Source organism: Xenorhabdus sp. SGI246, assembly GCF_040838225.1.
Taxonomy (GTDB): Bacteria; Pseudomonadota; Gammaproteobacteria; order Enterobacterales; family Enterobacteriaceae; genus Xenorhabdus; species Xenorhabdus indica.
Window position 1 is genome coordinate 32470 of record NZ_JBFPEZ010000064.1, and the last position, 22164, is coordinate 54633.

Genomic DNA, 22164 nt, shown 5'->3' on the forward strand with positions numbered 1-22164 from the left:
ATATCGCTATGGTTAATCAATTCACAAAATATGCCCTAATCTGGCATAAAAAATGGGGGTAATGATTGGGTTGTGTTATTAAACCGTAAATTATTTTGGATGTCTAGATGTATTGACGTCTATCTTTCTGGGGGGTATTCTTTTGTGACTCCGAAAACAAGAAATGGGTAAAGATTATGGGGTGTAAACAAGCTACGGTCGCAGTACAAAGCGGTACAAATATTGATGAACAATATGGTTGTGTTGTCCCGCCTATCTATCTTTCCAGCACATACAATTTCACAGGGTTTAATGAACCGAGAGCACATGATTACTCACGGCGTGGTAATCCTGGTCGTGATGTTGTCCAGCAAGTTTTGGCTGAACTGGAGGGCGGAGCAGGTGCTGTGATGACCAGCAGTGGTATGTCAGCCATCCATCTGTTGTGCACCGTTTTCTTGCAACCGGGAGATTTATTGGTAGCACCCCATGATTGTTATGGCGGAAGTTACCGCCTGTTTGATAGCTTAAGCCGCCGTGGCGCTTATGATGTTATTTTCGTTGATCAGGCGGATGATTCGGCACTGAAACAGGCAATTGCGCAAAAGCCTAAATTGGTCTTGATTGAAACACCAAGTAATCCATTGCTGCGTATTGTGGATATTGGGTACATCTGTGGTCTGGCTCGTGAAGCAGGTGCATTGACGGTAGTTGATAACACGTTTTTAAGCCCTGTGCTGCAAAAGCCATTGGATTTAGGTGCAGATTTAGTTGTTCACTCCTGCACAAAATACCTGAATGGGCATTCTGATTTGATTGCTGGTGCAATTATTGCCAAAGATCCCACCCTGGCTGAGGATTTGGCATGGTGGGCGAACAATATCGGTGTGACCGGGGGGGCTTTCGACAGTTACTTGTTGTTGCGGGGAATTCGTACGTTGTCTGCGCGGGTACTTCTACAGCAAAGCAACACGGCTGCCATTGTGGAATATTTACAGCAACAACCACAAGTGAAAAAACTCTACTATCCAGCACTGAAAGATCATCCAGGGCATGAAATAGCTCTTCAACAACAAACAGGTTTTGGTGCGATGTTGAGTTTTGAACTTGATGGTGATGAACAAACAATGCGTCGCTTTTTATCTGCATTAAAATTATTTACTCTGGCGGAATCGTTGGGTGGTGTGGAGTCGTTGATTTCTCATACAGCTACGATGACACATGCTGGTATGTCGGCAGAAGCAAGGAAACAGGCAGGGATTACGGATTCACTTCTTCGTGTCTCTGTAGGAATAGAAGATAGTCAGGATTTAATTGCTGATTTGGATAATGCATTTCAGGCAGCGGCAACGAGGTAATCATGATTGAACTGGCAACAGCAGGGGCGGAATCTGGCCGCCAGTTACATAAATTTGGCGGTAGCAGCCTTGCGGATGTGAAATGTTATAAGCGGGTTGCGGATATTATGGCGAATTATAGCCAGCCGGGTGACTTGATGGTGGTATCAGCAGCAGGCAGTACGACTAATCAACTGATTGATTGGCTGAAATTGAGTCAGAGTGACCGTATTTCAGCTCATCAAGTTCAGCAATCCTTACGGCGCTACCAGCAAGAGTTGATCCGCGGATTATTGCCAGAAACCGTTGCTGAAACTCTTATCGCACATTTTATTGCTGATTTAGAAAGGTTGAGTGCGCTGTTGGATAAACCAATTAGTGACATTACCTATGCTGAAGTTGTTGGTCATGGCGAAATATGGTCCGCTCGCTTGATGGCCGCTTTGCTTGAATCACAAGGTATTCCTAGCACCTGGCTGGATGCGCGCCAATTCCTGCGCGCAGAGCGGGCAGCACAGCCACAAGTTGATGTCAATCTTTCTCAGCCTTTGCTAAGTCAGTTATTAGTCCAGAATTCCAATAAGCGCTTAGTAGTGACAGGTTTTATTTCCAGTAATCAAAAGGGTGAAACCGTACTATTGGGGCGCAATGGCAGTGATTATTCTGCAACACAGGTTGGTGCATTAGCTGGCGCTAAAAAAGTGACAATCTGGAGTGATGTAGCCGGGGTTTACAGTGCAGATCCGCGCAAAGTTAAGGATGCGTGTCTTCTGCCACTATTGCGTCTGGATGAGGCCAGCGAACTGGCTCGCCTGGCGGCTCCTGTACTTCATACCCGTACATTACAGCCAGTTTCCGTCAGTGATATCGATTTGCAATTACGTTGTAGTTATCAGCCTGAGCAAGGCTCTACTCGTATTGAACGAGTTTTGGCGACAGGAACAGGAGCTAAAATTGTCACCAGCCACGATGATGTTTGCCTGATTGAGTTGCATTTTTCTTCTGCCCATAACTTTAAACAAACTTATAAAGATATCGATTCGTTGTTAAAGCGTGCTCAAATCCGTCCCTTAGCGACGGGGTTGCATGCTGACTGTAATCTGATCCAGCTTTGTTATACCTCTGAAGTTGTTAATAGTGCCCTTGATGTTTTGCAGGATGCATCTTTGCCAGGAAAACTTTCCTTGCGTGAAGGATTATCATTGGTGGCTTTGGTGGGAGCAGGTGTATGCAAAAATCCGCTACATAGCCACCGTTTTTATCAACAATTGAAAGACCAACCTGTTGAATTTATCTGGCATGCAGAAGATGGCATTAGTCTGGTTGCTGTATTGCGTTTGAACCAGACATCACACTTGATTCAGGGGTTGCATCAGAGCTTGTTCCGGGCAGAAAAACGTATTGGGTTGGTTCTGTTTGGTAAAGGAAATATCGGGTCACGTTGGCTGGAATTGTTTACACGTGAACAGAAAAATATCTCTGCTCGCAGTGATTTTGAATTCATTTTAGCGGGAATTGTCGATAGCCGCCGGAGCCTGCTGAACTATCAGGGCATTGACGCAAGTCGGGCATTGGCATTCTTTAATGATGAAGCCACCATACATGAAGGTGACGAACTGTTTTTATGGATGCGTGCACATCCTTATGATGATTTAGTGGTGTTGGATATAACGGCAAGTGAAGAATTGGCGAATAACTACATAGATTTTGCCAGCTATGGTTTTCATGTGATTAGTGCCAATAAAGCCGCTGGCTCATCTAACAGTAACACTTACCGCATGATCCGGGATGCTTTTGCAAAAACAGGCCGTCATTGGTTATACAATGCCACCGTTGGTGCCGGGTTGCCAATTAACTATTCCGTCAGGGACTTGCGAGAAAGTGGGGATACTATCCTGTCTATCAGCGGCATTTTCTCCGGTACTTTATCGTGGTTATTCCTGCAATTTGATGGCACAGTGCCTTTCAGTGATCTGGTAGAACAGGCATGGCAACAAGGGTTGACGGAGCCTGATCCTCGTATTGACCTTTCCGGTCAGGATGTGATGCGCAAATTGGTTATCCTGGCTCGTGAGGCAGGTTATGAGATAGACGCGGATCAGGTACGGGTAGAGTCACTTGTGCCGGCAGAAGCCAATATTGGTTCTATTGAAGAGTTTTTCGAAAACAGTTCTGCTATTAATGAGCAGATGCTGAAACGGTTAGGAGCTGCGCGTGAAATGGGAATGGTACTGCGTTATGTTGCGCGTTTTGATGCTAAAGGTAAGGCGAAAGTTGGGGTGGAAGCTGTGCGCTTAGAACATCCTTTAGCTTCGTTATTACCGGGGGATAATGTCTTCGCCATAGAAAGCCGTTGGTATCGTGACAATCCATTAGTTATCCGTGGTCCGGGAGCCGGGCGAGATGTGACTGCCGGGGCAATCCAATCAGATCTGAACCGTTTATCACAACTCTTATAAAATACAACGTATTCGGTCGGGATATTACGTTTTCTGTCCCGACTAATCCTCCCAATTTGTTTGTTTTCTAATATGACCAAATTGTTCGTTTTCTGGTATGAATAGTGTGATTGAAATAATGTGTTAGAAACAAACAAAACACGCATACAGCAACACAAGGTCAGGAATCACATGAATCAGCAATATTCCGCAATGCGCAGTAATGTCAGTATGCTTGGTAAGATACTGGGAGACACGATCAAAGAGGTTCAGGGAAAAGATATTCTTGATAAAGTTGAAACAATAAGGAAGTTATCTAAATCATCTCGTGCAGGAAACGAAGCTAATCGCCAGCAACTTTTATCAACACTACAGAATTTATCTAATGATGAATTGCTGCCCGTTGCCAGAGCGTTTAACCAGTTCCTTAATCTGGCCAACGTTGCTGAACAATATCACAGTATTTCGCCGCATGGGGAAGCTGCCAGCAATCCTGTGGCATTAGCTGCACTATTTGATCGATTGAAAAGTAAAAATTTTCATAATGATGATTTGGTTAAGGCTGTTAATGAGCTTTCCATTGAGTTGGTGCTGACAGCACATCCAACAGAGATTGCTCGCCGTACTCTGATCCATAAACTGGTTGAAGTGAATGCATGTCTGGCGCAGCTCGATCATGATGATTTAGCAGATTATGAGCGTAATAATATTACGCGTCGTTTACGTCAGCTTATTGCTCAGTCATGGCATACCGATGAAATCCGCAAAATTCGGCCTACACCGATTGATGAAGCTAAATGGGGTTTTGCGGTGGTGGAAAATAGCTTGTGGGAAGGTGTTCCTGCATTTTTGCGTGAATTTAATGAGCAAGTAGAAGAATCTATTGGTTACCGTCTGCCAGCAGAAGCTGCTCCTGTCCGTTTTACTTCCTGGATGGGGGGAGATCGGGATGGAAATCCTAATGTTACAGCAGAAATCACCCGCCATGTGTTGTTGCTCAGTCGCTGGAAAGCGGCGGATCTGTTCCTGAAAGATATTCAGATTTTGGTATCAGAACTTTCCATGTCGGAATGTACGCCAGAACTGCGTCAGATAGCAGGAGGCGGTGATGTTATAGAGCCTTACCGTGAAATTGCTAAGCAGTTGCGGGCACAATTAAATAGTACTCTGGCATATCTGGAAAAACGCTTGAAAGGTGAGCAAGTTATTCCCCCTGCGGATTTATTGCTGCATAACGAACAATTGTGGCAACCACTCTATGCTTGTTATCAATCGTTGAAAGCCTGTGGTATGGAAATTATCGCTAATGGTCCATTACTGGATTCTTTGCGCCGTGTTCGTTGTTTTGGCCTGTCATTGGTGCGTATTGATATCCGGCAGGAAAGTACTCGTCATACTGATGCCATTGCAGAACTGACCCAATATCTGGAAATGGGGGATTATGCGAGCTGGTCAGAAACAGAAAAACAGGCATTTTTACTGCGTGAATTGAACTCCAAACGTCCGTTGATCCCCCATGATTGGCAACCAAGTGCTGAGACGCAAGAAGTTCTAGAAACCTGTAAAGTGATTGCAGAAACACCACAAGATGCGATTGCGGCATATGTCATTTCCATGGCAAAAATGCCTTCAGACGTACTGGCAGTGAAGTTATTGCTGAAAGCAGCAGGCTGCCCGTTATCATTACCTGTTGCGCCATTGTTCGAAACCCTTGATGACTTGAATAATGCAGAACGAGTGATCCAGCAATTGCTCCGTATCGAGTGGTATCGTGAACTGATTCAGGATAAGCAAATGGTCATGATTGGCTATTCTGACTCGGCAAAAGATGCGGGTGTAATGGCTGCATCTTGGGCTCAATACCGGGCTCAGGATGCGCTTATCAGATTGTGTGAAAAAGAGGGTGTGAAGTTAACACTGTTTCACGGACGGGGAGGCACAATTGGTCGTGGTGGTGCTCCGGCGCATTCGGCATTACTTTCTCAACCGCCGGGAAGCCTGAAAGGGGGATTGCGTGTAACAGAACAGGGCGAAATGATCCGCTTTAAGTTTGGCTTACCGCAGGTGACAATCAGCAGCCTGGCTATGTACGCCAGTGCCATTCTCGAAGCTAACTTACTACCGCCACCGGAACCCAAAGCTGAATGGAAACAAGTCATGGATACACTCTCTGATGTTTCCTGCAACATGTACCGTGATTACGTTCGTGAGCAGCCGGAGTTTGTGCCTTATTTCCGTTCGGCGACACCTGAGCCGGAATTGGCGAAATTACCGTTGGGTTCGCGCCCTGCTAAACGTCGTCCTACAGGCGGTGTTGAAAGCTTGCGGGCAATCCCGTGGATCTTCGCGTGGACACAAAACCGCCTGATGCTTCCGGCATGGCTGGGAGCGGGTGCAGCACTGCAACATGTAATAGATACGGGAAAACAGGATATTTTGTCAGAAATGTCTCGTGACTGGCCTTTCTTCACGACTCGTATTGCCATGTTGGAGATGGTTTTTGCCAAAGCGGACTTATGGCTGGCAGAATATTATGATCAACGTTTGGTTGATAAGAAACTGTGGTCATTGGGGATTAAACTTCGCAATCAACTTGTCGCGGACATAGAAACGGTTCTGACTATCTCACAGGATGAGCAGTTGATGGCGGATTTGCCGTGGATAGCCGAATCTATCGCATTACGTAATGTGTATACCGATCCCTTGAACGTCCTACAGGCAGAATTATTACAACGCTCCCGTCAGCAGGAACAACCTGACCCTCGTGTGGAACAGGCGTTGATGGTAACAATAGCAGGTGTTGCGGCAGGAATGCGTAACACCGGTTAGCTTTTCGTTTGCTTGATAATGAAAGGCCGAATGGGAAACTGTTCGGCTTTTATTATCGGTGGGTATGGTAATGAATTATCAAACTGGGTGGTATATAACCACGCCGAACTACTATCTAGTCCGGCTTTTTTTAAGGGTAAAAATCAACAAGGACGAACACCTAACGTATGGCAAATAGCGTAACTCAATTCCGCGCGATTCAGTGTATAAAAATGAAAATCCTTCACTCCTTCACGACTCAGAATTTTCACCATATCCATTGCAATAGACGCGCCAACTAAATTGCGGCTTTCAGGGTCATCATCCAAGCCCTCGAACATTCTGGTCATCCAGCTTGGGATGCGAACATTCGTGATGGCGGCAAATCGCTGTAACTGACGGAAATTCGAAACAGGCAAAATCCCCGGCACAATTTCCACATCAATCCCGGTCGATACACAGCGATCACGAAAACGCAAATAACTTTCCACATCAAAAAAGAATTGGGTAATAGCGCGATTTGCTCCCGCATCAATTTTTCTTTTCAGGTTAATGAGGTCAGACTGTGCGCTTTTTGCCTCTGGATGCACTTCCGGATAAGCCGCGACGGAAATATCAAAATCTGCCTCTTTCTTTAAGAGCTCTACTAAATCAGTGCCATACATTTCTGGTTTGCAGCTACCATTGGGTAAATCGCCACGCAAAGCCACAATATGACGAATACCGTTTTTCCAGTAATCGCGAGCGATATCACGTAATTCTTCACGGCTGGCATCAATGCAAGTTAAATGCGGAGCTGCATCAAGACCCGTTTTGTCCTTGATTCCTTTGATAATGCTATGAGTACGGTTACGTTCGCCGGAATTGGCGCCGTAAGTCACGGAAACAAAATTGGGTTTCAGTTTGCTCAGTCGGTCAATAGATTTCCATAGAGTTTGTTCCATTTCAGTGGTTCTGGGGGGAAAGAATTCAAAGGAAACACGGATCTGGCCTTCAAGTTCAGCCAGATTCTGATTTAGTGCCTCTTGATGATTTGCATGAAAAAAACTCATATCCTGCGCCCTCCTGAACAAACGGAACCTATATCCGTCCACGTTTAGATGTTTAAGTGTTTATATGTCTATCCATTTAGATGTCCAAATAGAATGAGCGAAGCAGGATTTTTAGTCAATTAGGAAATGGCTTATTTCCGATGAGGAATATTCAAAGTGATCAGGAAAGAAATTCATGTTGGAAAAACATGTTTATGAAAAATGCGTTACCCTTACTAACGGGCATGGATTATTTTTTGTACAAAATGGTTGGGTTTTATAGACTATAGTCTATGATGTTTTTGTAGGCTACAGTCTATGGTTAATCTTGGAAATTATAACTGTATCAACGATTGTTCTATAAAGAGATGATTGAGATTGTTGATGAACAATTCAGAATTCATCTAGAGGATCTGGAGAGATGATATGGCTACGTTAAAAGAACTGATGGAAAAGCGCAGTCCCGAAAGCCAAGAGAGAATTAAAGAAAAAGCAGCAGAATTGCTGCTTGAAACACAACTTTATCAAATTCGTGAAGCGTTAGAGCTTTCGCAAACTCAGGTCGCAAAAAATTTAGGTATTGCACAGTCATCGGTTGCTGCGATCGAGCAACGGGGAAATGAATTAAAAATTTCCACACTCAAAAAGTACATTGAGTCTATGGGGGGAGAAATGACTCTTGGTGTTAAATTACCCAATGGTAATTCAATGAATTTTTCTATTTAAAATTAAGTGGGACCGTGGTCCCACTCAGAGAATAGGTTTTAAACCTCACTCAAACAAAAATGCGCCACAATCTGAGAAATCAATTTTTTCGTCGGTTCAATCATCGACACGTCTAAATACTCATCAGGTTGATGAGCCTGTTCAATTGAACCCGGTCCCAAAACCAACGTTGGGCATAACGCCTGAATAAAAGGAGCTTCGGTGCAGTAATTGACAGTTTCTGCTTTTGTTCCCAGCAGTTTTTCGATGACACCCACCAGCTTGTGATTAGTCGGACACTCATAACCCGGAATGGGAGGATGAAGCGCCGTAACATTCAGACGTCCCGGCCAGCGCTGTTTGACAGGCTCCAGTACCTCATTTAGTGCTTCATTCAAATCCTGCAAAGTGAGTCCGGGGAGCGGGCGGATATCCATATGCAGTTCGCAACAGGCACAGATACGGTTTACTGCATCTCCACCGTGGATATGACCAAAATTCATCGTGGGATAGGGGATAGCGAAAGCCGGATTGTGGTAACGCTCTTGCAAAGTATTACGTAGTTTCATCAACTGAGTAATGGATTCGTGCATCAAGTCAATGGCATTGACACCTCGGGCAGGATCGCTGGAGTGCCCGGATTTACCTTCAATGCGGATAGCATGGGCAACATGCCCTTTGTGGGCGCGGATAGGTTGCAATGACGTAGGCTCGCCAATGATGGCAAAATCAGGCCGGAGAGTTGAATTGGCAGCAAAATAGCGAGCTCCCGCCATTGATGTTTCTTCATCTGCGGTAGCCAGAATATAAAGAGGATGAGACAGTTTGCTGGTATCGATATTTCGCAATGCATCAATAACAAAGGCAAAGAAGCCTTTCATATCAGCAGTGCCTAGCCCATATAATTTGTCGTCGCGTTCGATCAGCGTGAATGGATCTTGAGTCCAGCGCCCGTCGTCAAATGGTACAGTATCTGTGTGACCACATAATAGTAAACCTCCGGAACCGCTTCCCAATGTTGCCAGCATATTGAATTTGCGACGGGTTTCTGGAACAGGCTGGATCTCAATTTCAAAACCAATCTCTTTCAGCCAACCTGCCAGTAGATTGATAACCATTTCATTGCTTTGATCCAATTCTTCATCGACTGCACTGATAGAAGGTGCAGCAATAAGCTGGTGATATAACTCAATAAATGTTGGTAATTTAATATTCACTGTTGACAGCCCTTATTCAAGATAGTATCAATATTAATGCAATATTATTGAATATAAATTCAATTGTATATTTGGGTTACTACATTGGATTAAGACATACATCGGGTTAATACATACATTGGGTTAATACAAGGTGAATAAATCCCATGCTTAATACGCTGATAGTTGGTGCCAGTGGTTATACCGGAGCAGAGTTAGCAGCATATCTGCAACGTCATCCTTATGTCCATCTTTCCGGTCTGATGGTTTCTTCTCAAAGTACTGATGCAGGGAAATGTTTTTCAGAGCTTTATCCACAATATAAAGGGTTCCTGGATTTACCCTTACAGCCACTGATGGATGTTGCCGAAGCTGCGGATGGTATTGATGTCGTTTTTCTTGCTACGGCTCATGAAGTCAGCCATGACATTGCACCGATATTTTTGCAAGCAGGTTGTATCGTATTTGATTTATCTGGTGCTTATCGCGTACAAAATACGCAATTTTATTCAAAATACTATGGATTTCAGCATAAAAATACAAACTGGCTTGAGCAGGCGGTATATGGATTGGTGGAATGGCAGGCGGAAGAAATTAAGACTGCCCGGCTTATTGCGGTTCCGGGCTGTTATCCCACGGTTTCACAGCTTTCGCTGAAACCTTTGTTGGAAGAAGATTTGCTGGATACAGAACAGTGGCCTGTGATTAATGCTGTCAGCGGTGTAAGTGGTGCCGGGCGTAAGGCTTCATTGAATAACAGTTTCTGTGAAGTCAGTTTACAGCCTTATGGGGTTTTTAGTCACCGTCATCAACCTGAAATTACGGCACATTTAGGTACAGAAGTCATCTTCACACCCCATTTAGGCAATTTTGCGCGGGGGATCCTTGCCACAATTACCTGTAAGCTGAAATCAGGTGTGACAGAGGAACAAATCTGGCAGGCATATCGGCAGGCTTATCACAATAAGCCACTGATCCGGTTATATGAAAAAGGTGTCCCTGCGTTGAAAGCCGTTGTGGGGTTACCATTTTGTGATATTGGTTTTGCTGTACAAGGGCAGCACCTGATCATTGTCGGGGCTGAGGACAATTTGCTGAAAGGTGCAGCAGCACAGGCTGTTCAGTGTATGAATATCCGGTTCGGATTCGAAGAAACTCAGGCATTGCTTTAATTCAACAATCTCATTTTATACCGACAGAGGATAAATTTGATGGAGCCGTTAGTTATCAAGTTGGGTGGTGTGTTATTAGATAGTCACGAAGCGCTGGTGCGGTTATTTTCTACATTACAGTCATATCGAAAAACGCATAAGCGCCCACTGGTAATTGTACACGGAGGGGGTTGTTTGGTTGATGACCTGATGCAGAAATTACAGTTACCGATTATGAAGAAACAAGGTCTGCGTGTAACGCCAGCAGATCAGATCGACATTATTACCGGGACACTGGCAGGTACAGCCAATAAAACTTTGCTTGCCTGGGCGACGAAGTACCGTTTGCCTGCCGTTGGCCTGTGTTTAGGGGATGGCGGTGTTGTGAAAGTTTCTCAGCTTGATGAGGAGCTTGGTCATACTGGCAAAGCTTATCCCGGTAATCCGGATTTACTGAAACTTTTACTGGATCTCGGTTACATCCCTATTATCAGTTCTATTGGTATTACTGAAAAGGGCGAGTTAATGAATGTCAATGCAGATCAGGCTGCCACAGCTATTGCGCAGGTGTTGCATGCGGATCTGGTTTTGTTGTCGGATGTCAGTGGTATTCTGGATGGAAAGGGGCAAAGAATTGCTGAAGTGACGGAAGGAAAAATAAAGCAGCTTATTGAGCAAGGAGTTATTACCGACGGCATGATTGTGAAAGTTCATGCAGCATTGGAAGCCGCAAAAACATTAGGGCATCCGGTAGATATTGCTAGTTGGCGTTATGCTGATCAACTGATTGCGCTATTTAATGGTATACCCGTTGGCACTCGCATTCTGGCATAACAAGATAGAACAGATTTGATTTAGCGTTCAACTGAGATGAATAAAAAAGTAAAAGGCTATCTCTATGACAATTACCTCAACGAAAAGCAGTATTAAAAAAATTGTTCTGGCATATTCTGGCGGTTTGGATACCTCTGCCATCATTCCGTGGTTAAAAGAAAACTATGGCAATTGTGAAGTTATCGCATTTGTTGCGGATGTTGGCCAAAGTCGTGAAGACTTGGAGGGTATAGAACAAAAAGCATTACTTTCTGGCGCTTCAGAATGTCATGTTGTCGATCTACGTGAAGAATTTATCAAGCAGTATGTTTATCCGGTGCTGAAAACAGGGGCATTGTACGAAGGCAGTTATTTGCTCGGCACTTCAATGGCACGCCCTATCATTGCTAAAGCACAGGTTGAATTAGCACTGAAAGTGGGAGCTGATGCTCTTGCTCATGGTGCAACAGGTAAAGGGAATGATCAGGTTCGTTTTGAGAGTACTTATACCGCGTTGGCTCCACATCTGAAAGTAGTTGCCCCATGGCGGGAATGGGATTTGCGTTCCCGTGAAGCTTTACTGGATTATCTGAAAGTTCGTGATATTCCCACAACCGCTACGCTGGAAAAAATCTACAGTCGTGATGAAAACGCATGGCACATTTCGACCGAAGGTGGCGTATTGGAAAACACGTGGAATGCGGCCAATAAAGATTGTTGGGTATGGACTGCAGATCCAGAAGATTCACCTGATGAACCGGAATATGTTTCTGTCACTGTTGAAAAAGGGGAAGTAGTTGGAGTGAATGGTAAGGCATTGTCACCATATCAATGCCTTAGCGAGTTGAATACACTGGGGGCTAAATACGGTATCGGCCGGATCGATATTGTGGAAAACCGTTTGGTGGGAATGAAATCCCGTGGTTGCTATGAAACTCCGGGAGGAACCATCATGATGGCTGCACTGCGTGGTATTGAACAGCTAGTGCTGGATCGCGATAGTTTCAAATGGCGCCAGCAATTGGGGCTTGAGATGTCCTATGTTGTCTATGATGGTCGTTGGTTTGTACCATTGCGCCAGTCTATTCAGGCTGCGGCGGAAACACTTGCTGAGAATGTCAGTGGTGAAGTGATCTTGAAACTGTATAAAGGGCAGGTAACAGCAATACAGAAACAATCGCCTCATAGCCTCTATTCTGAAGAATTCGCCACTTTCGGAGAAGATGAAGTTTATGATCATAGGCATGCGGAAGGGTTTATTCGCCTCCATTCGCTTTCTTCCCGTATCCGTGCGTTGAACAGTAAAAAATAATTTCCGGGCAATCAGAGAAAAAAGGTACGTAATTATGGCACTTTGGGGTGGACGTTTCAGTCAGGAAGCCGATCAGCGGTTCAGGCAATTTAATGATTCTCTGCGTTTTGACTATCGCTTGGCGGAGCAGGATATTATCGGCTCTGTTGCGTGGTCAAAGGCATTGGTTACAGCCGGTGTTTTGACGCCAGAAGAACAACAAAAGCTGGATTTGGCGCTGAATGAGTTACTGGATGAAGTACGGGCTAACCCCAAGGCTATTTTGCAAAGTGATGCGGAGGATATTCATAGCTGGGTGGAAGGGCAACTAATTGCAAAAGTGGGGGATCTGGGCAAAAAACTGCATACAGGACGCAGCCGTAACGATCAGGTTGCTACAGATCTGAAACTATGGTGCAAGGATCAGATAGCGGATATTCAGCAAGCGCTTCTAGAGTTACAACAAGCACTGGTGATTACCGCTGAAAATAATCAGGATGCAGTAATGCCGGGCTATACCCATTTGCAACGGGCGCAACCAGTTACTTTCGCACATTGGTGTCTTGCTTATGCAGAAATGCTTAGTCGTGATGAGACTCGTTTGCAAGATACTCTGAAACGGTTGGATGTCAGCCCATTGGGGTGCGGTGCGCTGGCGGGAACGGCGTACAATATTGATCGAGAACAATTAGCTTCATGGCTTGGTTTTGCTTCTGCAACCCGTAATAGTTTGGATAGTGTTTCAGACCGTGACCATGTTCTGGAATTGTTATCCGATGCCAGTATCAGCATGATCCATCTTTCACGTTTTGCTGAAGACCTGATTTTCTTCAACAGTGGAGAAGCTGGCTTTATAGAGTTGTCGGATCGGGTAACTTCTGGCTCATCCCTGATGCCCCAAAAGAAAAATCCTGATGCTTTGGAATTGATCCGTGGTAAATGTGGTCGGGTACAAGGTGCATTAACAAGTATGATGATGACGCTAAAAGGCCTTCCCCTTGCTTATAATAAAGACATGCAGGAAGACAAAGAGGGCCTGTTTGATGCATTGGATACATGGCGGGATTGCCTGCATATGGCTGTGTTGGTATTGGATGGTATCCAGATAAAGCGTGATCGTTGTAAGGAAGCTGCACAACAGGGCTATGCCAATGCTACTGAACTGGCAGATTATCTGGTGGCAAAAGGCGTTCCGTTTCGTGAAGCGCATCACATTGTTGGTGAGGCCGTGGTTGTTGCGATAAAGAAAGGTAAAGCGTTGGACGAACTGTCATTATCTGAACTGCAACAATTTAGTGAAACTATTTCGCTAGATGTATATGACATTTTATCGTTACAGTCTTGTCTGGATAAGCGTTTGGCAAAAGGTGGTGTAGCACAGAAACAGGTGGAATTGGCTATTGCTGAGGCGAAGCAGAGGTTACATATCAATTAATTTTCTCTGACTGGACAGCCTGTTTATTATGACAGGCTGGTTTGTCACTCTGTTGTAATAACTTTTGTTTTTTTAATTTTTCAATAAAAAACACCAGAGTTCACAAGCATTTGATAGTTCTATGACCTCGTGCATATAATGTCTTACTAAACAATTCTATCATTGATATAAGACAATGAGGTTGGGAATGAATATCCGCGATCTGGAATATCTTGTGGCTCTTGCTGAGTATCGGCATTTCCGGCGAGCCGCTGATTCTTGCCATGTTAGTCAACCAACACTCAGTGGACAGATACGTAAACTTGAAGATGAATTGGGTGTGATGCTGCTGGAACGCACAAGCCGTAAAGTCCTGTTTACACAACAAGGTATGTTGCTGGTGGAGCAAGCTAAGACGGTATTACGGGAAGTAAAAGTCTTACAAGAAATGGCTGCTCTGCAAGGTGAAAGCATGTCCGGGCCACTGCATATCGGTCTTATTCCTACAATCGGCCCTTATCTTCTGCCATTGATTATTCCTGAGTTACATAAATTGTTTCCCAAACTGGAAATGTATCTGCATGAAGCTCAAACTCAGAATTTGTTGGCACAACTTGATAGTGGAAAACTTGACTGCGCTATTTTGGCTTCGTTGAGAGAAACAGAAGCATTCATCGAATTGCCCCTCTTTGAAGAATCAATGAAACTTGCAGTCTATGAAGAACACAAATGGGCGAACCGGACTGAGGTCAAAATGGGAGATCTTGCCGGTGAAAAATTATTGATGTTGGAAGATGGTCATTGCCTGCGTGACCAAGCAATGGGGTTTTGCTTTCAGGCAGGCGCTAAAGAAGATACTCATTTCAGAGCAACCAGTTTGGAAACCTTGCGTAATATGGTTGCGGCGGGAAGTGGCATCACTTTATTGCCAGCTCTGTCTGTTCCTAAAGAGAGAAAACGGGATGGTATTTGTTATCTGGAGTGCCATAATCCCGTGCCAGAGCGTTCTATCATTTTGGTTTATCGTCCCGGCTCACCTCTGCGTGGTCGCTATGAGCAATTGGCAGAGGCGATTCGTGTCAGAATGGGAAATTATTTTGAAGTCAACGGAACAGCATCAAAATAATCGATTTAGACCGTTGAGAGCTGCAACACGGTATGCTTCAGCCATCGTGGGATAGTTGAAGGTAGTATTAACGAAATATTCGATATTATTACCTTCACCTTTTTGCTCCATAATCGCTTGACCAATATGAATAATCTCTGCGGCTCGTTCGCCAAAACAGTGAATACCCAGTATCTGTTTTGTCTCGCGGTGGAATAGTATCTTGATACTCCCTACATTCATTCCTGCAATCTGCGCTCTGGCCAGGTGTTTGAATTGGGCTCGTCCGACTTCATAGGGGATTTTCATCGCCGTCAATTGTTGCTCAGTTTTACCCACTGAACTAATTTCCGGTATGGTGTAGATGCCTGTTGGGATATCTTCCACCAGGTGTATTTCAGCATCTCCAGTCATGATGGCTTTTGCTGCAATGCGTCCTTGATCGTAGGCAGCGGAAGCAAGACTTGGGTAACCAATCACGTCACCAACTGCATAAATATTTTCATTGCTGGTTTGGTAGACTCGGTTCACTTTCAATAAACCACGGTTATCTGTTTTCAGCCCGACATTTTCCAATCCGAGTTTGTCTGTATTACCAGTTCGGCCATTAGCGTGCAGTAAACAGTCTGCTTTAACTTTTTTGCCTGATTTCAGATGGATAATCACGCCATCATCAAAGCCTTCGATCTTTTCATATTCTTCATTATGACGGATGACAATACCGCTATTCCAGAAATGGTAAGACAAAGCATCAGACATCTCTTGATCGAGAAATGACAACAGATAATCACGAGTGTTGATCAAATCTACTTTAACGCCTAATCCACGGAAAATAGAAGCATATTCACAGCCAATCACTCCTGCACCATAAATAATAACGTGGCGTGGTTCATGTTCCAGTTGCAGAATAGTATCGCTGTTATAAATACGAGAGTGAGTAAAATCGACATCGGGTGGGCAGTAAGGTCGGGAACCTGTGGCAATAATTATTTTGTCTGCGCTTAATATGTCAACACTATCATCGGCATAACGTACACTGACATGGTGTTCATCAATGAAAGTTGCTTCACCAGCAAACATCCGGCACCGGTTGCGTTCATAAAACCCCTGCCGCATTTTAGTCTGTTGATTAATGACAACTTCTGCATGGCGTAAAATTTCTGAAAATGAGGAGCGGAGAATGCGGGAATTATCACTGTAGAGGGGGTTTTGATTAAATTCGATAATACGACTGACAGCATGACGTAAGGCTTTTGATGGGATAGTGCCCCAATGGGTACAGCCACCGCCGATATTATTGTAACGTTCTATAACTGCAACGTTTTTTCTTTGTTTTGCCAACCCCATTGCTGCCCCTTCTCCACCGGGTCCGGAGCCAATTACAATGGCATCAAAATGAGTATATTGCATAGAGGAAAGACCTATTTTTACACAAAATAACAACTCTATATTAACATTGCTTGGCATAATAACCTAATGAGCATATGGCTTTTGTTTTCTGAATAAGGAATAAGACAGGGAAATATGGGTTAATATCTTTAAGAGAACAATCACAGCAAATACAGCAGAATCTGATATATTTGCTCCATAATATAGTCGAGTGATATATCAGGATTGTTGTGAATAATGTAACTGGTGTCAGAGCGAAACAGAAAGAGAAAACCCGTCGTTCCCTGATTGAGGCTGCATTTAGCCAACTAAGTGCTGAGCGTAGTTTCACCAGTCTGAGTTTGCGGGAAGTGGCGCGAGAAGCAGGGATTGCACCGACTTCATTTTACCGTCATTTTCGTGACGTAGATGAATTAGGGCTTACCATGGTAGATGAAAGCGGATTAATGCTGCGTCAGCTAATGCGTCAGGCTCGTCAGCGTATCGAAAAGGGTGGTAGTGTCATCCGCACCTCTGTTTCAACATTTATGGAGTTCATTGGTAATAATCCTAACGCATTCCGGTTATTACTGCGTGAACGCTCCGGAACATCAGCTGAGTTTCGTGCTGCTGTCGCACGGGAAATCCAACATTTTATTGCAGAGCTGGCAGACTATCTTGAGCAGGCCAGTCATATGCCGCGTCATTTTACCGAAATACAAGCAGAAGCGATGGTAACAATTGTTTTCAGTGCTGGTGCAGAAGCGCTGGATATTGATGAAAAGAAAAGACGTCGTCTCGAAGAACGTTTGGTATTACAACTCCGCATGATTTCCAAAGGCGCTTTTTATTGGTATCGGCGAGAACAAGAAAAAGCGGCTAATTCAAAAAACACGGCCCTAAAAACTGCTGTTTCTAAAACAACTGTCTCTAAAGCAACTATCTCTAAAACAACAGCAGCCCCTAAAACCTCTTAAATAATCTGAAAGGAGAAGAATACGATGGAACAATACCGCCAAGATAAAAGCACAATGTTGCTAGCGCTTATCGTTGGGCTGGCAACACACGGAACTTTCTCGGCATTTTTTAATTCACTGGTGCCTTTTTCAATCTTCCCGATTATCTCATTGGCCTTATCTCTGTATTGTCTCCATCAACGTTATTTGAACTACCCAATGGCAGAGGGATTGCCAAAACTGGCTATCGGCTGTTTCTTCCTGGGGATTTTTGCTTATAACGCAATCATTCGGGTTAAGCACCCGGAAATTGGCTCTAATTTCTTATCTGTTGTGATTGGAACTGCATTGGTATTTTGGATTTACAGAAAGGTGAAAGGGCGCAGACAGCAGGCTATGCTTTCAGAAAAGCAAAACTAATGACTTTTTAATAATGATTTTATGAATACGCCATAAGGATTGATTATGGCGTATTCTGCTTTCTGGTCTGGAAAGATTCAGTAACGTGAAAGGAGTGCTATAAACGAACTGATGAATCGCGTCTTTCCAGTAATACACCACATTCCATATGGTGGGTATATGGGAACTGATCAAAAAGCGCCAGCTTGCTGATTTGATGAGTTTTTGTCAACGTTTCTAAATTCTGGCAGAGCGTTTCTGGTTTACAGGAAATATACAGAATACGTGGATATCCCTGTACCATTTTGACAGTTTCTTCATCTAAGCCGCTGCGAGGCGGATCTACAAAAATAGTTTCACATTGGTAACTTTTCAGGTTAATTCCCTGAAGACGGTTGAATTCCCGTTCTCCATTCATTGCCTGAGTAAATTCTTCCGCTGACATACGGATAATCTGCACATTATCAATTTGATTCGCTTTGATATTAAATTGCGCAGCAGCAACGGAAGGTTTGGCAATTTCTGTTGCTAGTACGCGCTCAAAATTTTGAGCTAATGCCAAAGAAAAGTTGCCGTTACCACAATAGAGTTCAAGCAGATCGCCTTTGGCATCTTTGGTAATATTTATCGCCCATTCCAGCATATGAATATTGATACTGGCATTTGGTTGAGTGAAACTATTTTCAACCTGACGATAAATCATTGTCCTACCCGCAACGGGTAACTCTTCATCTATATAATCATGATCGAGTGTAATCTTGGTTTTTGATGCTCTACCAATAAGCTGGACATCAAAGCCTTCTGCCTTTAACTGATCACGCAAAAAGATTGCATGTTCGCGCCATTCATCCCCCAGTTTTTTGTGGTAAAGCAGGGAAACAATGATTTTGTTGCTACGGGTAGAAAGATAGTCCACCTGAAACAATTTATGACGCAATATCGGGTTGTTTTTTACGCCGGCAATAATTGCTTGCATCATGCTATTAATCAGTTGGTTGACAACTGGAAATTGATCAACTCGGATACGCTGTTTCGTCTGTTGATCAAACATAATGTGATAGAGGTCGTCTTCCTCATGCCAGATACGGAATTCTGCTCGCATCCTGTAGTGAGATGCGGGGGAACGGAAAACTTCAGGCTCAGGTGCACTAAAGGGGGCCATCATTCCTTTCAGGCAATGGGCCTTCTCCATCAATTGATTTTCATAATCTTCCGTTGGCAAGACATTCTGCATTATCTGGTTCTCGTATGATCACGTTAAGAAAAATTTCCGAGCGGCATTGTAGGGAAAGTACAAAGGATGTCCAGTTTTCTGGTTCATCAATTCTCTTTTTTGATGGAGAGGCATTCTGGACACGTTATTACCTTCATCGTAGCATGACTCTTAATAGTTAGACCCACGACAAGATTCCATTCTCTCATGACAAATAAGAATCGTATTTTTTTACCAACTGCTTCGGTAGTAGTGCTTTCTTGTTGGAGCCATTTCTCCGTTGCTAATAATCAAGATCCGTTGGTGGTAACAGCAAACCGTTTTAAACAACCTATTTCTTCTGTTTTAGCACCGATGACCGTAGTTACACGTGAAGAAATTGAACAATGGCAATCTAATAGCTTGGTTGATGTACTACGCCGTTTGCCGAGTATTGATATTGCACAAAATGGTGGACTCGGACAGAATACTTCTTTGTTTGTTCGTGGTACAGAATCTCGCCATACTTTAGTATTGGTAGATGGTATCCGATTAAATCAAGCAGGTATCACGGGAGCTGCGGATTTCAGTCAAATCCCAATTTCAATGGTGCAAAGAATCGAATATATCCGTGGTGCGCGTTCTGCGGTATATGGTTCCGATGCGATCGGTGGTGTTATCAATATTATCACCAGTCGGGAGCAACAGGGGACGACATTGAATGCAGGGATCGGTTCATATGGATACCAAAATTACAATGGTGCAACACAACAAAAAATTGGTAGAAATACTTCCCTGAATGCCGCAGCAGGATATACCTATACCAGAGGATTTGATGTTGTAGCGGGTAATGGAACTAATGAGCCGGATCGCGATGGGTTCATGAGCAAAATGCTGTGGTTAGCACTTGATCATAAGTTCAATGATCAGCTCAACGGGTTTATACGTACATACGGCTACAATAATAGAACAAAATATGATGGAGCCTTTACTGATACCCGAAAATTATTCAGCCGAAGTTATGAAGCCGGAGTTCAGTTCAATCAGGGAATTTACTCGTCTCAATTCATAGCCAGTTATAGTCACGTTAAAGATTACAATTTTAAACATAAGATTTATCAGGGAAACACTACGTTAAGTGATTCAGAACAATACAATGTCCAATGGGGAAATGTATGGCAGATTGGTCATGGCGCAATGAGTGGTGGTGTGGACTGGAAAAGAGAATCTGTCGCGGCAGGCTCTAACAATATCCCGGTACAAAAAGACGTTAATAATACCGGGGCCTATTTAACTGCTCAGCAAAAAATTCATGACTTCATTTTGGAAGGAGCTGTACGCTCAGATCGCCATTCTGAATATAATTGGAACACAACTTGGCAAACCGGAGCGGGTTGGGAGTTCATTGATGGTTATCGTTTTACCGCTTCCTATGGAACCGCGTTTAAGGCACCGACGCTTGGGCAATTATATGGTTGGGGTGCAAACCCAAATTTGAATCCAGAGAAAAGTAAACAACGAGAAGTGGGTATTGAGGGAATAACAGGAGCGCTTAATTGGCGTTTATCTATTTATAAAAATAACATTGAACAATTGATAGATTTCTCCAACAACCGTTACTTGAACATAGGACAGGCAAAAATCAAAGGTGTCGAGTGGACAGGAGCTATGGATACCGGCATTTTCCAGCACCAACTGACATTACAATATGTTAATCCACGTGATGGCAATAATCAGCAATTAACCCGCAGGGCTAAACAGCAGTTGAAATATCAATTAGATTGGGAAGTCTTCGATATCAATTGGGGAATAACTTATCAATATATTGGGTCGCGTTATGATCAAGACTTTAATATGTTTCCTCCGAAGAGATTGAAATTAGGTGGTGTTAGTTTATGGGACATCAACATGTCTTATCCAATCACTAACCGCCTAACAATACGTGCTAGAATAGCTAATCTGTTTGATAAAAATTATGAGACAGCTTATGGCTATCGCACTCCAGGACGAGAATACTCCCTCACTGGCAGCTACAACTTCTAATTTGCATACAACTGGCCGCCCAACCATTCTGATTTTTGATTCCGGTGTGGGTGGGTTATCTGTATATCAAGAGATTCGACAATTGTTGCCAGATCTCCACTATATATATGCTTTCGATAATGAAGCTTTTCCTTATGGGGAGAAAACTGTGGAAGTGATCATTGAGCGAGTTGTCAAAGTTGTCGATGAAATTCAGAAAAGGCATCCTTTAACAGTTGTAGTGATCGCCTGCAATACAGCCAGTACAGTCAGTCTGCCGATACTGCGTGAACGTTTTTCCTTTCCCGTTGTAGGCGTTGTACCTGCTATCAAGCCTGCGGCGAAACTAACTTGTAACCACGTAGTGGGATTATTGGCAACTCGGGCTACTGTTAATCGTGCTTATACAAAAGAACTTATTGCACAATTTGCTACGGATTGTCAGGTTCATGCCATAGGCTCCGCTGAACTGGTGGAGTTGGCTGAAAAAAAGTTACACAATGAAATTGTTTCGCTGGAAGAAGTGAAAAAAGTATTAAAACCGTGGCTGAGAATGAAAGAACCACCAGATACCGTTATCTTGGGATGCACTCATTTCCCTTTACTTGCAGAAGAGCTGTCACAAGTTCTACCCGAGGGAACACGATTGATTGATTCAGGTGCGGCTATTGCACGTAGGACAGTGTGGTTGATTAAAAATCGAGAAAATTTATCTTCAACAATAGAAAGTAACTTAGCTTATTGCACCAAAATAGATCCTAATAGCGAATCTTTGCGGCCAGTTTTACATGGTTATGGCTTCGTAACGCTGGAAAAACTACCAACTTAAGTTAAATTTGGTGCAATAATCAGCAGTCGGTAAAATTTTTCAAAAAAAACTGTTGTCAGCGCCGGAAAACCCCCTATAATGCGCCACCACTGACCGACGCTGCGCTGACACAAGCCGCTGAGGCCAGTGA

The 22164-nt window shown here is 43.7% G+C and carries 17 protein-coding genes; 13 read left to right on the forward strand and 4 right to left on the reverse strand.

The annotated features are described in order from the left end of the window. The first annotated feature begins 176 nt into the window (after nt 1-176). The 3 genes from metB (at nt 177) to ppc (ending at nt 6583) form a co-directional block, all read left to right on the forward strand. The gene (gene metB, locus ABLA85_RS14895) at nt 177-1337 is read left to right on the forward strand and encodes a cystathionine gamma-synthase (RefSeq protein WP_367965185.1); all 1161 of its coding nucleotides are present in this window, start codon (nt 177-179) and stop codon (nt 1335-1337) included. 2 nt (nt 1338-1339) lie between these two features. Beyond that, on the forward strand, nt 1340-3775 hold the full coding sequence (locus tag ABLA85_RS14900) for a bifunctional aspartate kinase/homoserine dehydrogenase II (protein ID WP_367965186.1): 2436 nt from the start codon (nt 1340-1342) through the stop codon (nt 3773-3775). Nucleotides 3776-3946: 171 nt separating this feature from the next. Continuing rightward, nucleotides 3947-6583, forward strand: a complete 2637-nt coding sequence (gene ppc / locus ABLA85_RS14905) for a phosphoenolpyruvate carboxylase (RefSeq protein WP_367965187.1) — start codon at nt 3947-3949, stop codon at nt 6581-6583. Between the two features lie 143 nt (nt 6584-6726). On the opposite strand, the gene metF is transcribed toward ppc, so the two are convergent. Further along, entirely contained in the window at nt 6727-7614 is an 888-nt protein-coding gene (metF, locus tag ABLA85_RS14910) for a methylenetetrahydrofolate reductase (RefSeq protein ID WP_047682619.1), read from the reverse strand. 405 nt (nt 7615-8019) lie between these two features. On the opposite strand from metF, the gene ABLA85_RS14915 reads away from it, so the two are divergent. Next, nucleotides 8020-8319 (forward strand): helix-turn-helix domain-containing protein, encoded by a 300-nt coding sequence (locus ABLA85_RS14915; protein ID WP_038259688.1) that lies wholly within the window; start codon nt 8020-8022, stop codon nt 8317-8319. Nucleotides 8320-8357: 38 nt separating this feature from the next. On the opposite strand, the gene argE is transcribed toward ABLA85_RS14915, so the two are convergent. Beyond that, on the reverse strand, nt 8358-9515 hold the full coding sequence (argE, locus tag ABLA85_RS14920) for an acetylornithine deacetylase (protein WP_367965188.1): 1158 nt from the start codon (nt 9513-9515) through the stop codon (nt 8358-8360). 146 nt (nt 9516-9661) lie between these two features. On the opposite strand from argE, the gene argC reads away from it, so the two are divergent. The 5 genes from argC to oxyR all read left to right on the forward strand — a co-directional run bounded on the left by argC (nt 9662) and on the right by oxyR (nt 15289). Beyond that, the gene (argC, locus tag ABLA85_RS14925) at nt 9662-10666 is read left to right on the forward strand and encodes an N-acetyl-gamma-glutamyl-phosphate reductase (protein ID WP_367965189.1); all 1005 of its coding nucleotides are present in this window, start codon (nt 9662-9664) and stop codon (nt 10664-10666) included. 39 nt (nt 10667-10705) lie between these two features. Then, nucleotides 10706-11479, forward strand: coding sequence for an acetylglutamate kinase (gene argB, locus ABLA85_RS14930; RefSeq protein WP_367965190.1), 774 nt, complete (start codon nt 10706-10708; stop codon nt 11477-11479). 64 nt (nt 11480-11543) lie between these two features. Next, nucleotides 11544-12770: an argininosuccinate synthase gene (locus ABLA85_RS14935; RefSeq protein WP_367965191.1), complete on the forward strand. Its 1227-nt coding sequence runs from the start codon at nt 11544-11546 to the stop codon at nt 12768-12770. Nucleotides 12771-12804: 34 nt separating this feature from the next. Further along, nucleotides 12805-14184, forward strand: coding sequence for an argininosuccinate lyase (gene argH / locus ABLA85_RS14940; RefSeq protein ID WP_367965192.1), 1380 nt, complete (start codon nt 12805-12807; stop codon nt 14182-14184). Nucleotides 14185-14371: 187 nt separating this feature from the next. Beyond that, nucleotides 14372-15289 carry a DNA-binding transcriptional regulator OxyR gene (oxyR, locus tag ABLA85_RS14945; protein WP_367965193.1) on the forward strand — a complete coding sequence of 306 codons (918 nt, stop codon included), beginning with the start codon at nt 14372-14374 and terminating at the stop codon, nt 15287-15289. Here the strand turns inward: oxyR and sthA are convergent. Further along, on the reverse strand, nt 15281-16678 hold the full coding sequence (gene sthA, locus ABLA85_RS14950) for a Si-specific NAD(P)(+) transhydrogenase (RefSeq protein ID WP_367965194.1): 1398 nt from the start codon (nt 16676-16678) through the stop codon (nt 15281-15283). The two genes, oxyR and sthA, sit on opposite strands and share 9 nt — an antisense overlap. 209 nt (nt 16679-16887) lie before the next feature. On the opposite strand from sthA, the gene fabR reads away from it, so the two are divergent. Beyond that, entirely contained in the window at nt 16888-17613 is a 726-nt protein-coding gene (gene fabR, locus ABLA85_RS14955) for an HTH-type transcriptional repressor FabR (protein ID WP_367965195.1), read from the forward strand. A gap of 24 nt (nt 17614-17637) precedes the next feature. Then, nucleotides 17638-18012, forward strand: coding sequence for a YijD family membrane protein (locus ABLA85_RS14960; RefSeq protein ID WP_367965196.1), 375 nt, complete (start codon nt 17638-17640; stop codon nt 18010-18012). Nucleotides 18013-18109: 97 nt separating this feature from the next. On the opposite strand, the gene trmA is transcribed toward ABLA85_RS14960, so the two are convergent. Beyond that, nucleotides 18110-19228 (reverse strand): tRNA (uridine(54)-C5)-methyltransferase TrmA, encoded by a 1119-nt coding sequence (gene trmA / locus ABLA85_RS14965; RefSeq protein ID WP_367965201.1) that lies wholly within the window; start codon nt 19226-19228, stop codon nt 18110-18112. Nucleotides 19229-19411: 183 nt separating this feature from the next. Between trmA and btuB the strand changes: the two genes are divergently transcribed. Further along, a complete protein-coding gene (gene btuB, locus ABLA85_RS14970) occupies nt 19412-21226 on the forward strand; it encodes a TonB-dependent vitamin B12 receptor BtuB (RefSeq protein ID WP_367965197.1) in 1815 nt (604 codons plus the stop codon). After that, on the forward strand, nt 21171-22034 hold the full coding sequence (gene murI / locus ABLA85_RS14975; protein ID WP_367965198.1) for a glutamate racemase: 864 nt from the start codon (nt 21171-21173) through the stop codon (nt 22032-22034). Before btuB ends, murI begins: the two co-directional genes overlap by 56 nt. Nucleotides 22035-22164 lie beyond the last annotated feature (130 nt).

Excerpts from the sequence above, each read along its gene's own strand:
- ABLA85_RS14900 (WP_367965186.1), top strand. The coding sequence starts at position 1,340 with ATGATTGAACTGGCAACAGCAGGGGCGGAATCTGGCCGCCAGTTACAT.
- sthA (WP_367965194.1), bottom strand. The coding sequence starts at position 16,678 with ATGCAATATACTCATTTTGATGCCATTGTAATTGGCTCCGGACCCGGT.
- metB (WP_367965185.1), top strand. The coding sequence starts at position 177 with ATGGGGTGTAAACAAGCTACGGTCGCAGTACAAAGCGGTACAAATATT.
- ABLA85_RS14960 (WP_367965196.1), top strand. The coding sequence starts at position 17,638 with ATGGAACAATACCGCCAAGATAAAAGCACAATGTTGCTAGCGCTTATC.
- ppc (WP_367965187.1), top strand. The coding sequence starts at position 3,947 with ATGAATCAGCAATATTCCGCAATGCGCAGTAATGTCAGTATGCTTGGT.
- ABLA85_RS14935 (WP_367965191.1), top strand. The coding sequence starts at position 11,544 with ATGACAATTACCTCAACGAAAAGCAGTATTAAAAAAATTGTTCTGGCA.
- metF (WP_047682619.1), bottom strand. The coding sequence starts at position 7,614 with ATGAGTTTTTTTCATGCAAATCATCAAGAGGCACTAAATCAGAATCTG.
- btuB (WP_367965197.1), top strand. The coding sequence starts at position 19,412 with ATGACAAATAAGAATCGTATTTTTTTACCAACTGCTTCGGTAGTAGTG.
- oxyR (WP_367965193.1), top strand. The coding sequence starts at position 14,372 with ATGAATATCCGCGATCTGGAATATCTTGTGGCTCTTGCTGAGTATCGG.
- argC (WP_367965189.1), top strand. The coding sequence starts at position 9,662 with ATGCTTAATACGCTGATAGTTGGTGCCAGTGGTTATACCGGAGCAGAG.
- ABLA85_RS14915 (WP_038259688.1), top strand. The coding sequence starts at position 8,020 with ATGGCTACGTTAAAAGAACTGATGGAAAAGCGCAGTCCCGAAAGCCAA.
- murI (WP_367965198.1), top strand. The coding sequence starts at position 21,171 with ATGGCTATCGCACTCCAGGACGAGAATACTCCCTCACTGGCAGCTACA.
- argH (WP_367965192.1), top strand. The coding sequence starts at position 12,805 with ATGGCACTTTGGGGTGGACGTTTCAGTCAGGAAGCCGATCAGCGGTTC.
- argB (WP_367965190.1), top strand. The coding sequence starts at position 10,706 with ATGGAGCCGTTAGTTATCAAGTTGGGTGGTGTGTTATTAGATAGTCAC.